8 protein-coding genes and 1 pseudogene are annotated in these 14,191 nt (G+C 67.4%); 3 read left to right on the top strand and 6 right to left on the bottom strand.

Translation table 11 applies throughout. From position 1 onward, the window contains the following. The first annotated feature begins 88 nt into the window (after positions 1 to 88). A complete protein-coding gene (locus HS104_30785) occupies positions 89 to 688 on the top strand; it encodes a hypothetical protein (protein ID MBE7484342.1) in 600 nt (199 codons plus the stop codon). Between the two features lie 211 nt (positions 689 to 899). Here HS104_30785 and HS104_30780 read toward each other — a convergent pair whose 3' ends face one another. Next, positions 900 to 3,737, bottom strand: coding sequence for an OmcA/MtrC family decaheme c-type cytochrome (locus tag HS104_30780; GenBank protein MBE7484341.1), 2,838 nt, complete (start codon positions 3,735 to 3,737; stop codon positions 900 to 902). Positions 3,738 to 4,132: 395 nt separating this feature from the next. Here HS104_30780 and HS104_30775 point away from each other — a divergent pair, with 395 nt between their 5' ends. Next, complete coding sequence (locus HS104_30775) at positions 4,133 to 5,539, top strand: OmpA family protein (GenBank protein MBE7484340.1); 1,407 nt, start codon at positions 4,133 to 4,135, stop codon at positions 5,537 to 5,539. 173 nt (positions 5,540 to 5,712) lie between these two features. Next, positions 5,713 to 6,207 (top strand): annotated as a pseudogene (locus tag HS104_30770) (hypothetical protein). A gap of 1,461 nt (positions 6,208 to 7,668) precedes the next feature. Here HS104_30770 and HS104_30765 read toward each other — a convergent pair. Genes HS104_30765 through HS104_30745 form a run of 5 tightly spaced genes read right to left on the bottom strand, consistent with a single transcriptional unit; the run spans position 7,669 to position 14,135 of the window. Then, entirely contained in the window at positions 7,669 to 8,397 is a 729-nt protein-coding gene (locus tag HS104_30765; protein ID MBE7484339.1) for a hypothetical protein, read from the bottom strand. After that, complete coding sequence (locus tag HS104_30760) at positions 8,388 to 9,809, bottom strand: DUF4139 domain-containing protein (protein MBE7484338.1); 1,422 nt, start codon at positions 9,807 to 9,809, stop codon at positions 8,388 to 8,390. The genes HS104_30765 and HS104_30760 overlap by 10 nt, the downstream gene beginning before the upstream one ends. Beyond that, a complete protein-coding gene (locus tag HS104_30755; protein MBE7484337.1) occupies positions 9,800 to 11,257 on the bottom strand; it encodes a DUF4139 domain-containing protein in 1,458 nt (485 codons plus the stop codon). Before HS104_30755 ends, HS104_30760 begins: the two co-directional genes overlap by 10 nt. Further along, positions 11,248 to 12,669: a DUF4139 domain-containing protein gene (locus HS104_30750; protein ID MBE7484336.1), complete on the bottom strand. Its 1,422-nt coding sequence runs from the start codon at positions 12,667 to 12,669 to the stop codon at positions 11,248 to 11,250. Before HS104_30750 ends, HS104_30755 begins: the two co-directional genes overlap by 10 nt. Further along, the gene (locus HS104_30745; protein ID MBE7484335.1) at positions 12,660 to 14,135 is read right to left on the bottom strand and encodes a DUF4139 domain-containing protein; all 1,476 of its coding nucleotides are present in this window, start codon (positions 14,133 to 14,135) and stop codon (positions 12,660 to 12,662) included. The genes HS104_30750 and HS104_30745 overlap by 10 nt, the downstream gene beginning before the upstream one ends. Between the last annotated feature and the right edge of the window lie 56 nt (positions 14,136 to 14,191).

The raw sequence follows: 14,191 nt of genomic DNA, 5'->3' as shown, positions 1-14,191 counted from the left end.
GTAACCGCGCAGAAGTCCGCGCTCGTCGGCGGCGGGCGCCACGGATTTCGCGACGCTGTCGCGTTCTGCTCCGTGGTAGAAATGCGGCATGCGCGTTGGGGTGACGCTCGCTGTGCTGGGACTCTCGGGCTTCGTCGCCTGCGCGACGCCGGAGGACGAGCTGGGCTATGACACCGACGCCGGCTTCGGCGGCAGCGGCGGCTTCGGCGGCGCGAAGGGCGGCAGCGGCGGCTCCGGCGCCTTCGGCGGCAGCGGCGGCTCGGGCGCCTTCGGCGGCTCCGGCGCCTTCGGCGGCAGCGGCGGCTCCAGCGCTTTCGGCGGCAGCGGGGGCTTCGGCGGTGTCGGCGGCTCCGGCGGTCTCGGCGGCAGCGGCGGTCTGGGCGGCAGCGCCGCGGCCGACGCTGGCAGCGCCAGCGGCTTCGGCGACTGCGTGACGCAGGCCGAGGTGGACGCGCAGAGCAGCCAATTGTTCCAGATCGGCTTCTGCTTCAACCCGTTCGCGTGCTTCGCCTGCTCGAACGACGCGGTCAAGCCCGGCGACGTCGTGTGCAGCCCGAACTGCCTGTGCGTGCCGTTGCCGCCGATCTGCGGCAGCGACGCCGGCAGCGACGCCGGCAGCGACGCGGGAGACGCCAGCGACGCCGGCGGCAGCGACGCAGCCGATGCGTCCGACAGCTCGCCTGGTTGAAAGCTCGTCGAAGACTGGCCTGGTGACAGCCGGCGAAGCCGGCCCGCGTGGGGTGGGGCCCCGACGAATTCACTTCGGCGGGGCGGGGAGGCGCGTGCCTCCCCGATGAAAGAGTGAAAGAGCTGTCGAATCTTCGACAGCTCTCGAGCACAAAAAGACGCGAGGCGCCGATTGCTCGACGCCTCGCGCGGTTACCGTTGCTGAGCGCTAGTTACTTGTGAACCTCCGCGATGGCCGCGATCTTGCTCGGGCCGTGGCACATCAAGCAGGCTTCTGGCGTGGCCAGCGCCGTGCCGCGCGGCTTGAAGAGCGAGCCACCGTTGTCCGCGAAGTGCTTCTTCGCGATCGCCGAGTCGTGGCAGGCGCCGCAAGCGGCGGTGATGGGCGAGTTGACCAGCGTGGTGTCCTCGGCGTTGCACGGCGCGGCCGTCGTGCAGGTGCAGGGCGAGGCCACGGTGCAGGCCACGACGCCAGTCGTGGTGTTCTGCGAGCCCACGGTCCTGGTGCCCGAGGTGGTGTAGTTGCTGCCGTAGTTCGTGCCCGCCGTGACGTACGGCGAGAGGAACGGCGGGATGGTCGCCGGTGCGTTCGCGGTCCCGCTGTAGGTGCCGGTGGCGGCCGTGCTGTGCAACATGTTGGGCAGCGCGTTCTTCGTCGCGTTGGCGCTGAAGTCGTAGGTGCCTTCGATGTGACACTGCGTGCAGGTGTTGAGCACGCCCGGATACGTGACCTCCCAAGCCTTGATCTCGCCGTGCCAGGTGAACGGAACGGTGCGCTTCGCGCCGGCGTGGATCGAGTGGATGATGTCCTTGGAGTTCACCGCCCAGCCGCTATTGGCGCGGTTCGGGTTGTGGCAGAACGAGCAGGTCGGTGCGTCGTTGCGCTGGCCGCTGTGGAAGGTCGGCGCGACGCCGAGACCGTCGTGGCACTTGTTGCAGCGAGCCGTCTCCACGATGGCGCGGCGAGCCGTGTAGCCCGTAGCCGCCTTGTAGACGTTCGGTGCCGGCACGATCAGGCCGCCGACCTTGGTCACCGCGCTGTACGGGAACTTGCTGGTCAGGTCCACCTGCGTGAGCGGTTGCGTGCTCGACATGCTGTAGGTGTAGCCGAGGCCACCGGTGACCATCTTCGCGACGGAGGGCAGGGCCAGGTTGGTGACGGTCAGCGTGTAGTAGCCGGTCGTCGCGTCCTTGGTCAGGGTCGCGTTGGTGTTCGAGCCGTTCCAGACGCCCTTGATGTAGACGCTGGTGGTGGCGTTGTAGTCCGCCGGCGAGGTGATGCCGTCCTGCGGCAACGACCAGGCGAAGTACGCGCTCGGCGAGCCGACGAAGCCAGTGATGAGCTCCGGCTTGGTGGTGGCGTCGTAGGTGCCGAAGTCGACGTCGGTGCCGTCCTTGAGCAGCTTGAAGACGATCTTGGGATTCTTGGTGGTGGCATCCACCAGGACTTCCTTGATGTCGTAGGTGATCTTCGCGGCTCCAGTCGGCACGTAGCCGGCGGCGGCCATCCAGGCGGCGTTGCTGTTGGCGCTGGGCAAACACGGCGCGGCCGTCGTGCAGGTGCACGGCGAGGCCACGGTGCAGGCCTTGTAGCCCTGGGCCGAGCTGTCGCCCTGCCAACCGTTCATCACGTACTGGCCGTCCGGCGAGGCCGGCAGCGTACCCGTGGTGATGGTGTTCGGCGGGTCGATGGGCTCGTGCTTCGCGTCCACCGCGTTGGCCTTGCCGGCGCCGTGGCAGTTGGCGCACTCCGTGTCGTCCGAGTACGCTCCCAAGCTGTGGGCGACGCGGCCGAACGGCGGCGTGGCGGCGAAGGAGCGGGTGTCGTGGCAGGCGCCGCAGGCGCGCCGGCTGATCGAGCTCTTCCAGTTGTCCGCCTTGGCCACGGTGTTGTGGCACTTCGTGCAGTTGCGCACGTCCTGCGGGTAGGTCACCTCGTCGTACTGCACGGCGGCGTACTCGCCGCTGCCGTTGCCGCGGTCGGGCACCAGGCCGAGCTTGTGACCCATGTGGATCTTGTGGATGAAGACTGGGAAGTTGATCACCGACTCGTCGTTGATGATCTCGGCGCTGCCGGTCCACTTGACGGTGCCGGCCTTGGTGCCGGCGGTCATGGCCGGCTCGGTCTTCGCGGTACCGGTGCTGGTGAAGCGGCGCTGGTCGTTGTGGCAGGCCACGCAGGTGTGCGGCTCGTACCGGGTGCCGCTGTGGAAGGCCGACGTCCCCAGAGCGGGAGCGCGCCAGTCCGAGTGGCAGTTCATGCAAGAAGCCGCGTTGACCTTGTCGTTCTGACCGGACACGTCGGCGCCGGTCTGCGGGATCAGATCCTGCCAGGCGTCCATGGGCCGGAACGGATTGCCGCTCTTGTAGGCCAGGGCGACCACGCGGTGGGTCTTGTCGGCTTCGTACTTGGTCCCGGCGTTGGCCTCGTCGGTGATGTTCTTGGCGAACGTGTACGTGTACGTGCCGTCGCCGTTGTCCTTGAGGGCGCCTTGGCCGGCCGGGGCCGGCGTCACGGCGGCGGCGGACTCCGTGCTGGCGGAGCTGGTCGCGTTGGCCGCGATGTAGCTCACCCAGGTGTCGTTCCCGCTCTTGCCCGGGGCGGTTGCGCCTCCGGCGACGAGCTTCAACACCGACAGCCGCCAGGTCAGGCCGGCGCCGGCGGTCGCCGCGTCGAGGCCCTTGACCGGGTTGCCCATCTTGTCGGTGATCTTCATGTCGATCACGGGCTTCCCGTCGGTCGGGAAGGTCACCTTGGTGATCGTCAGAGTCGGATCGAGGGCGGCCTTCTCGTCGGTCGACAGGGCTGCGTAGTCCTTCAGCGCGCTCGCGATGGTGACCGTCGTCCCGTCGGAGCAGGTGATGGTCTTGGTGCCGTTGCCGTTGTCCACGATGGTGCAGGAAACGCCCGCTTCAGCGGGGTCACCGGGCGGCCCCGCCTCGCCCGGATCGCCAGGCGTCCCGGGATCGCCAGGCTGGCCGTCCTTGACGGTGACCTTGGTCCCGTCCGCGCAGCTGATCGTCGACGTGCCGTCGCCGTTGCTCGTCACGGTGCAGGGTTTCCCTTCCGAGCCCTTGGGTCCCGCACCTCCGTCGTCGCCGCTACAAGCAGTAGCGAACAGCAGCCCTAGGCTGGCTGCGGCCCAAATCGGGAATCTGACCATGGGAAATTACCTCCGTACTCCCCCCGAGACGCTCAACCGGTGACGGCCCCTTTGCAAGAACCGGGCTCAGCGAAATCGGGCTTTTCGCGACGCGTTTCACGAACCTTCTGCGTCGAAGGATGGACGAGGCGCATCGCTCACGCAGACCGCGGCCAAACTGCGCGCAAGCATTGCCGGAAGTGGCGGAAGGAAGGCCGATACGCGCAGCTGATTCCTGTCCACAGGCCCTGCGCGAAGCCTCTGCGAGAAACCCGGCATCTGGCTTGCAGAACGCGCCCGACATGCCCGGCACGTTCGCGCGCAACTTCCTCCCTCTGCTCCTCGCCCTGAGCGCCGCCGCCCCTGCCGCCGCGCAAGAAGCCTCCGGCTCGCTGTCACTGTCGAGCAACGCCGCGAGCGCTGACTCGAGCGCCGGCTTCCTGGAGAAGTACCCCGCCGAAGCCGGCCTGCTCGAGCTCGGCGTGTTCGCCGGCGCCATCTGGGTCTCGCAGAACCACAACCTCAGGGACGTTCAGGCCGAGCACTACACCATCGACCGCCCCACCCTCGAGCTGGGCCTGCGCGCTGGCTACTTCCCGCTGAGCTTCCTCGGCGCCGAGCTCGAAGCCGCGGTGGGACCCATGGGCAAGGCAGGTGGCGAGAGCCTGACGCTCTGGGGGGCACGAGGGCAACTCGTCGCGCAGCTGCCGGGCTACAGCGTGACGCCCTTCGCGCTCGTGGGCGCCGGCCGACTAGGAGTGTTCAGCGACCAGCTGAAGGACGACGGCGATCCCACGTTCCACCTCGGCTGCGGCGCGAAGCTGGCGTTCTCCGAGCTGCTCGGCGTTCGCCTGGATCTGCGCGACCACTTCATCACCCAGAACCCGGACACGCGCTCATCGCGCCACGCCAAGGCGCTGAACCCGGAGATCCTCCTCGGTCTGACCCTGACCTTTGGACGCACTCCGCCCCCCGCGCCGAAGCCCCCGAGCGACCGCGATCAGGACGGCTTCGCCGATCCCGAAGACAAGTGCCCCGACGACAAGGGCGTGGCCCCGGACGGCTGCCCGGTGAAGCCGAAGGACACGGACGCCGACGGCTTCTTCGATCCGGACGACAAGTGTCCGGCCGAAAAGGGCGTCGCGCCCGACGGTTGCCCGATCAAAGACCGGGACGGCGACGGCTTCCTCGACCCGGACGACAAGTGCCCCGACGAGAAGGGCGTCGCGCCGAACGGCTGCCCGCTGAAGGACAGCGACGGTGACGGCCTCCTCGACAACGTGGACAAGTGCCCGGCGGAGCCCGAGACCAAGAACGGCTTCGAGGACGACGACGGTTGCCCGGACGAGCTGCCGGCGGAGATTCAGAAGTTCAGCGGCGTGATCCAGGGCATCGAGTTCGACACCGCCAAGGCCACCATCCGCAGGAAGAGCTACAAAACCCTGGACGAGGCGGTGGCGGTGCTGAAGCAGTACCCGAAGCTGCGCATCGAGATCAGCGGCCACACCGATCCCGATGGGTCGCGCGAAGCGAACATGCTGCTCTCGAAGGCCCGCGCGAACGCGGTCAAGAAGTACCTGACCGACAAGGGCATCGACCCGAGCCGCGTCGAGTCACGCGGCGCCGGACCGGACGAGCCCATCGCCGACAACACGACCAAAGAGGGCAAGCAGAAGAACCGGCGCATCGAGTTCAAGCTGCTCCCTTGAGTGGGTGGGCCTGAACGGGTTGGCAAGCTGCGTCGAGCTGATATCGTCGCCTGACCCCTCGGAGGTCTCGCATGCGCCTTTCGCTCGTCCGTACCGGTCTGTTCGCCTGTGCAACGCTGCCGCTGTTCGGCTGCTCGCTCATCACCTCCGTCGATCGAGACCAGATCGACTCGAGCGGCGGCGCTGCGGGAAGCGCGACCGGCGGCACGGGCGGCAGCGGTGGCACCGGTGGCAGCGGTGGCACCGGCGGCAGCGGCGGTGGTGGTGGCAGCGGCGGCAGCGCTGGGAGCGGCGGCAGCGCTGGCAGCGCTGGCAGCGCTGGCAGCGGTGGCATTGCCGGCAGCGGCGGCGCCGCGGGCAGCGGCGGCGCCGCGGGCAGCGGCGGCGCGACCGGCGGTACTGGCGGCGGTACCGGTGGGACCGGTGGCGCCACGGGCGGTACTGGCGGCGCCACCGGCGGTACTGGCGGCGCTACCGGTGGGACCGGTGGCGCCACGGGCGGTACTGGCGGCGCTACCGGTGGGACCGGTGGCGCGACCGGCGGCACCGGCGGCGCAACCGGTGGGACCGGTGGCGCGACAGGCGGTACTGGCGGCGCAACCGGTGGGACCGGTGGCGCGACAGGCGGTACTGGCGGCGCAACCGGTGGGACCGGTGGCACCGGCGGGTGCACCGCGGCGTCGGAGTGTCCGGGCCAGGACAACGCTTGTCAGACGCGGACCTGCCTGTCGAACACCTGCGGCATGGACTTCGTCGCCGCCGGGCCCTCGCCCCAGCAGACCGCCGGCGACTGCAAGAAGGTGATGTGCGACGGCGCCGGCGTCGTGAGCACCCAGACCGACGACACCGACACGCCGAACGACAACAAGGAGTGCACCAACGACCTCTGCACCGCCGGCGTGCCGTCTCATTCGGACAAGACGCTGGACACGGTGTGTACCGAGGGCGGCGGAAAGTTCTGCGACGGCGGAGGGAACTGCGTGGAGTGCAACAGCGGCAGCCAGTGCACGTCCCTGGTCTGCGACACGACGAGCCACACCTGCAGCGCGCCGAGCTGTACGGACAACGTGCAAAACGGAACGGAGACCGGCGTGGACTGCGGCGGCTCGTGCCCGCTCTGCCCCACCGTGCTCGCCGTGGTGGGCAATGCGAGCAGCGTGCTCGGCGGTCAGCTCGTCGCCGGCGGGGCTTGGGCCACCAGCAGCCTCAGCGGCAAGTCCGTGGACGGCATGTCCATCGCGACGGTGGGCGGCACGTCGGCCATCGCTGCAGTGCGCTTCACCGCCTCTGGTGACACGAACGACGAAGCGGTCCAGTACTCGACCTGGAGCACGAGCGGCTGGGGCGCGCTCGCCAACGTCGGCGCGGGCATCACGACGCGCTCACGTCCCGCCATCGTCGGCGGCGCCACGAGCGCGCAGCTGGTGTTCCAGGGCACCGACTTCAAGTACTACTTCGCCACTCACTCCGGCAGCTGGTCCAGCGTCGAGCCCGTCGGCCCCAGCGGCAGCCACCAGTTCGGGCCAAACGCGGCGGAGCTCGCCGGCGTCGGCACCAGCACCTTCGTGGCCTACGCGAACGGCGACGCCAGCAACGACCTGTACGTGGACGAGCGAGCCTCGGGCACCTGGCAGACGCCGGTCTCGATCTCCGGCAGCATGGAGCACAACGTGATCCCGGCCGTCGTCGCCCTCGGCAGCGGGCCAGAGCTGCTCCTGGTGTACGCCCAGAGCGGCGGCGGGCAGCTACGCTACGCCACCCGCACCAGCGGCACCTGGTCGAGCCCCGCCGACATCACCGGCGCCAGCACCGCCGCGCGACCGTCGCTCGCCGCCTTGCCGAGCGGCGGCGCCGTGCTCGCCTTCAAGGGCACCGATGGCAAGCTCTATCTGTCCTTCTTCGCCAGCGGCAGCTGGTCGGCGCCGGCGGGGCTCTCGTCGCCGAACGTGAATTCGACCTCCTCCCCGGCGGTCGCCAAGGGCGTCGGCACCGCCAGCGCGGAGGTCGCTTTCATCGAGAGCGACGGTGTCGCTTACCACTCGCGGCTGGTGGGAAGCACCTGGAGCACGCCGGTGGCCATCGGCGGCACGTCCCTGAACAACGTCGCGCTCGCCAGCCTGCCGTAGACCTCAGCGCCCCTGGGCGAGCCTTTCGCACTCCGCCGCGAGCGCGCGGAAGCGGCTCTCGGCGGGCACCTGCTCGAAGAACGCCGCCGCCTCGGCCTTCGCGCCGCGAGCGAGGCGCTCGCGCCCGAACAGGAACAGCAGGGTCTGGTAGGTCTCCATCTGCTGGGCGTTCTGGAAGCGCGCGGCGATCTTGCCGTCGTAGTGCCGGAGCCCGTGCACCACCACCGGCGTCGCCTCCGCGAGCTTGGCGATCCAGAGCACTGTCTCGGTGTGCTTCAGGTGCGCGGGGCGTGACGCGATCTGCAAGAACGCGCTCGCCGCGTCGTCGGCGCTCCCGGCCCGGTACAGGGCGACCGCGCGGTGGTACTCCGCGAGCTCGCGGTTGCCGGCGTCGTCGCCGCTGGCGCCGGAGACGACCCGTTCCATCGCGCTGATCGCCTCGGGCCAGCGCTCGCCGTCGAACAGGCGCTTGGCCTGGGCCGCCTCCTCGCTCATCTGCCCCGCGCTGACCGGTGCGGCCCTCGGATCGGCGGGGGGCAGGCTGGGCGCCTCCGGCAGCGGGGTCGCACACGAGAGCGACGAGCGCTCCGGCGCCGCCACCTCCGGCGCCGTGCCCGCAACGGGCGGCGGCACGGCAGTGGTCGTCGCCGGCGGCCCCGGGGGCGACGGCGGCGACGGGGGCCCGCAGGCAGCCACGAGCACGCCCGCGAGCAAGACCCGCTTCAGCACCACTTCACGCGCACCTTGTACTTGATCTTGGTCTTGCCGTTGGCGGGCACGTCCACGTCGAAGGTGAAGGTGAAGGCGTCCTTCTTGTCGTGCTTGTGCGTGCTCTCGATGATGGTCCAGTCGCCGCCGATCGGCTCGTAGACCTCCACCCGACTCGCCTTGTCCTTGTGGTTCCGGAGCTCGATCTCCCAGGTGCTCTCCGAGGTGCAGACGCCCAGCGTGCGCCACTCCATCTGCTTCCTGTCCCCGACCACGTCGAAGGCCTCGCCCATCTTGATGCGGACCTTCTCGTCGCGTGGCGTGTGGTCGATGTGGTCCTCGCCGATGAACTGCTTGGCCCCGCTCTTGTCGGCCTTGTAGACCCGCACCGTGCCCTTCGGTAGCGGCATGCCGAGGCCGTTCTGCTTCGTGTTTTGGATGTCCAGGTATACGCCGACCTTCTGGTTCTTCTGCACCTCGCCGTATTTGCCGCGGTACCAGTACTGCTGCCCGTAGTAGATGAGCTTCTTCTGCACCTTGGCGTTCTTCGCCTCGAGCAACGTCACCTGCTTCTGCTCGTTCTCCAGCACGTCCGTCGGCTGCTGCAACGTGTACAGGTGGTACTCGAAGAAGCCCTCCTCCTTGAACCCGGTGGCGCCTTCTTCGGCCTTGGCCCGGGCTCCGCCCGTGGGGTAGCGGTAGTCGTCCCGGGCGCTGACCCGCTGCACGTCGCCGGCCACCAGCTTCAGCTTGGCGTTCTTGTAGGCGGCGCCGGAGTTGTTGGTGAGCGTGACCCAGCCGGTCAGATCGCCGGCCGTGTCCGCGTCGTTGATCACGAACACGTAGTCGCTGCGCCAGTTCAGGTTCTGCGTCAGGTACGTCGCCTCGACCTGCTGCTTGGCCTGCTTGCTGTCCAGCTTCCAGACCAGCGTGGGCTTCGCCATCAGGTTGTCCGGCACGCTGGGGAAGGCGATGCGGCCGGGGAAGTTGTAGGTGACCTCGCCGTTGATCTTCATCACCGTCTGGCCACCGGCCACGCTCAAGACCTCGGCGTCGAAGGCCTCGTCCTTGCCGAGCTTCTCGTTCCAGCGCCAGACCCGCACCTTCTTGCCGACGTGCTTCTCCAGGAGCTTCTGCGGCGTGAGCAGGTCGTAGCGGTAGTTCTGCTCCAGCACGGACAGCGAATTTCCGCCGGTGAGCGACTTGATCGAGACCGTCTCGGGCTGGATGTTCGCCGCCACGTCCCGGAACTCCAGGTCCACCGTGCCGGTGCCGACGTCGATCTCCCGCACCTCGCGCACCAGACCGAAGTTCTGGTTGTAGACGGTGATGCTCACCTCCTTGCGCTGCTCGCTGCCCGAGGTCTTCTTCGGTCCGGCGAGAGCCGCCGGCGCCACGACGAGGACAGCCAGAACGAGAACCTTCTTCAGCACCATCGCACCCTCACTCGGTAAGTGACCTTGGTCTTGCCGCGGGACGGTACGTCCACCGTGAACGTGAACGTGTGCGCGTCCTTCTTCTCGTGGGGATGGCTCGACTGCACCATCTCCCAGTCGCCGCCGATGGGCTCGTAGAGCTCCACCTTCTCGGCCGTGTCCTTGTGGTTCCGGAGCTCTATTTCGAACGCGCTCTCCGACGTGCAGCTGCCGATGGCGTTCCACTCCATCTGCTTTCGGTCCCCCACCACGTCGAACGCCTCGCCCATCTTGATGCGGATCTCTTCGTCCCGCGGCGTGTGGTCGATGCGGTCCTCGCCGATGAACTGCTTGGCCCCGCTCTTGTCCGCCTTGTAGACCCGCACCGTGCCCTTTGGCAGCGGCATGCCCAGGTGGTTCTTCTCGCTGTTCTTGATGTCGAGATACACGCCCACCTTCTGGTTCGAGACCACCTGCCCGTAGTTGCCCCGGTAGTAGTACTCGGCGCCCCAGAAGATCAGCTTCTTGTCGATGCCGATGTCGTGGCCCTCGAGCAAGGTCACCTGCTTCTGCTCCTTGTCCAGCAGCGTCGTCGGTCGCTGGAGCGTGTACAGGTGGTACTCGAAGAAGCCCTCTTCCTTGAAGTTCGGCCGCGTGCGAATCGTGGCGTCGTTGGGCCCGAAGCCGCTCTCGTCGAGCGTCATCACCTGGCTCTGCACGCGCTGCACGTCGCCGGCCACCAGCTTCAGCTCGGCGTTCTCGTAGTCCGTTCCGCTCTGGTTGGTCAGCGTCACCCAGCCGTTCAGGTCGCCGACCTTGTCGTCGGCTCCCACCACCATCACGTAGTCCGCCACCCAGTTCAGGTTCTGGCTCAGGTAGCTGACCTCCACCCGCTGCTGGGCCCGCTTACTGCCGAGCAGCCACACCAGCGAGGGCTTCGCGATCAGGTTCGCCGGCACCTCCGGGAAGGCGAAACGCCCCGGGAAGCCGTAGGTAACCTCGCCGTCGATCTCGAGCACGGTGCCCTGCTCCACCGCCAGCACCTTGGCCTCCTTCATCTCCTCGCGCCCGAGCTGCTCGTTGTAGCGGTAGACCTTGATCTTCTTGTCGACGTACTTCTCGAGCAGCTTCTGCGGGCTGAGCAGGTCGTAGCGGTAGTTCTGCTCCAGCACCGCCAGCGCGTCGTCGCCGTCCAGCGACTTGATGTGAACCGTTTCTGGTTGGATGTGCGCGGAGACGTCCCGGTACTCCAGGCTCACCTTGCCTTCCCCGAGATCGAGCTTCCGGATCTCCCGCACCAGCCCGAAGTTCTGGTTGTAGACGGTGATGGCGACCTTCTCGCGCTGCTTCGCGCTCGACTTGCTGTCCTTCGCCGGGCCGTCCTGGTTCTTGGCGTGCTCCGGCCCCTTGCCGCCGCAGGCGGCGAGCACGAGCGCGAAGGCCAGCGCGCCCACCCGCTTCAGCACCACTTCACCCGCACTTTGTACTTGATCTTGGTCTTGCCGTTGGCGGGCACGTCCACGTCGAAGGTGAAGGTGAAGACGTCCTTCTTGTCGTGCTTGTGCGTGCTCTCGATGATGGTCCAGTCGCCGCCGATGGGCTCGTAGACCTCCACCCGACTCGCCTTGTCCTTGTGGTTCCGGAGCTCGATCTCCCAGGTGCTCTCCGAGGTGCACACCCCGAGCGTGCGCCACTCCATCTGCTTCCTGTCCCCGACCACGTCGAACGCTTCGCCCATCTTGATGCGGACCTTCTCGTCGCGCGGCGTGTGGTCGATGCGGTCCTCGCCGATGAACTGCTTGGCCCCGCTCTTGTCGGCCTTGTAGACCCGCACCGTACCCTTCGGCAGCGGGATACCCAGGCCGTTCGCCTTGGCGTTCTCGATGTCGAGGTACACGCCGACCTTCTGGTTCTTCTGCACCTCGCCGTATTTGCCGCGGTACCAGTACTGCTGCCCGTAGTAGATGAGCTTCTTCTTCACCTTGGCGTTCTTCGCCTCGAGCAGCGTCACCTGCTTCTGCTCGTTCTCCAGCACGTCCGTCGGCTGCTGCAACGTGTACAGGTGGTACTCGAAGAAGCTCTCTTCCCTGAAGCGGTCCTGCGCCGGCGCTTCTGCGGACTTCTTGGCGGCGCGCTCGTACTCGTAGTCTTCGCCGCCGCTGATTCGCTGCACGTCGCCGGCCACCAGCTTCAGCTTGGCGTTCTTGTAGGCGGCGCCGGAGTTGTTGGTGAGCGTGACCCAGCCGGTCAGATCGCCGGCCGTGTCCGCGTCGTTGATCACGAACACGTAGTCGCTGCGCCAGTTCAGGTTCTGCGTCAGGTACGTCGCCTCGACCTGCTGCTTTGCCTGCTTGCTGTCCAGCTTCCAGACCAGCGTGGGCTTCGCCATCAGGTTGTCCGGCACGTTGGGGAAGGCGATACGGCCGGGGAAGTTGTAGGTGACCTCGCCGTTGATCTTCATCACCGTCTGGCCGTCGGCCACGCTCAGGACCTCGGCGTCGAACGCCTCGTCTTTGCCGAGCTTCTCGTTCCAGCGCCAGACCCGCACCTTCTTGCCGACGTGCTTCTCCAGGAGCTTCTGCGGCGTGAGCAGGTCGTAGCGGTAGTTCTGCTCCAGCACGGACAGCGAATTTCCGCCGGTGAGCGACTTGATCGAGACCGTCTGCGGCTGGATGTTCGCCGCCACGTCCCGGAACTCCAGGTCCACCGTGCCGGTGCCGACGTCGATCTCCCGCACCTCGCGCACCAGACCGAAGTTCTGGTTGTAGACGGTGATGCTCACCTCCTTGCGCTGCTCGCTGCCTGAGACCTTCTTCGGCCCGGCCAGCGCGGCGGGCGTAATGGCGAGCACGCCCAGGATCAAGACTCTCTTCAGCACCATCGCACCCTCACTCGGTAAGTGACCTTGGTCTTGCCGCGGGACGGTACGTCCACCGTGAACGTGAACGTGTGCGCGTCCTTCTTCTCGTGGGGATGGCTCGACTGCACCATCTCCCAATCGCCGCCGATGGGCTCGTAGATCTCCACCTTCTCGGCCGTGTCCTTGTGGTTCCGGAGCTCTATTTCGAACGCGCTCTCCGACGTGCAGCTGCCGATGGCGTTCCACTCCATCTGCTTTCGGTCCCCCACCACGTCGAACGCCTCGCCCATCTTGATGCGGATCTCTTCGTCCCGCGGCGTGTGGTCGATGCGGTCCTCGCCGATGAACTGCTTGGCCCCGCTCTTGTCGGCCTTGTAGACCCGCACCGTGCCCTTCGGCAGCGGCATGCCCAGGTGGTTCTTCTCGCTGTTCTTGATGTCGATATACACGCCCACCTTCTGGTTACTGACCACCTGCCCGTAGTTGCCCCGGTAGTAGTACTCGGCGCCCCAGAAGATCAGCTTCTTGTCGATGCCGATGTCGTGACCCTCCAGCAAGGTCACCTGCTTCTGCTCCTTGTCCAGCAGCGTCGTCGGTCGCTGGAGCGTGTACAGGTGGTACTCGAAGAAGCCCTCTTCTTTGAACTGCTCGCGGGGCCGGGAGGAGGCCTCCGCCTGCGCGTAGTACCCGGGCGCGGGGCTCGCCGGCGGCATCACGCGTTGCACGTCACCGGCCACCAGCTTCAGCTCGGCGTTCTCGTAGTCCGTGCCGCTCTGGTTCGTCAGCGTCACCCAGCCGTTCAGGTCGCCGACCTTGTCGTCGGCGCCCACCACCATCACGTAGTCCGCCACCCAGTTCAGGTTCTGGCTCAGGTAGCTGACCTCCACCCGCTGCTGCGCCCGTTTGCTGCCGAGCAACCACACCAGGGAGGGCTTCGCGATCAGGTTCGCCGGCACCTCCGGGAAGGCGAAGCGCCCTGGGAAGCCGTAGGTCACCTCGCCGTCGATCTCCAGCACGGTGCCCTGCTCCACCGCCAGCACCTTGGCCTCCTTCATCTCTTCGCGGCCGAGCTTCTCGTTGTAGCGGTAGACCTTGATCTTCTTGTCCACGTACTTCTCGAGCAGCTTCTGCGGGCTGAGCAGGTCGTAGCGGTAGTTCTGCTCCAGCACCGCCAGCGCGTCCTCGCCCTCCAGCGACTTGATGTGCACCGTCTCCGGCTGGATGTGCGCCGACACGTCCCGGTACTCCAGGCTCACCTTGCCTTCCCCGAGATCGAGCTTGCGGATCTCCCGCACCAGGCCGAAGTTCTGGTTGTAGACGGTGATCGCCACCTTCTCGCGCGCCTTGGCGGTGGACTTGCTCTCCTTGGCCGGGCCGCTGTGATCGCTCTTGGCGTGCTCGGGACCTTTGCCGCCGCAGGCCGGAAGGGTGAGCGCGGCGAGAACGACGGCCGCGCGCCAACCAGGCGCAGATGTTCCGTGGGTCATGCGATGTCCTTGGTGCGCCAGAGAGACGCATCAGAAACGAAAAGGATTCGAACGAA

The sequence above is a fragment of the Polyangiaceae bacterium genome (genome assembly GCA_015075635.1).
Taxonomy (GTDB): domain Bacteria; phylum Myxococcota_A; class Polyangia; order Polyangiales; family Polyangiaceae; genus JADJKB01.
Note: the sequence above shows the minus strand (reverse complement) of the source record. Positions and strands in the feature narration are given on the sequence as shown.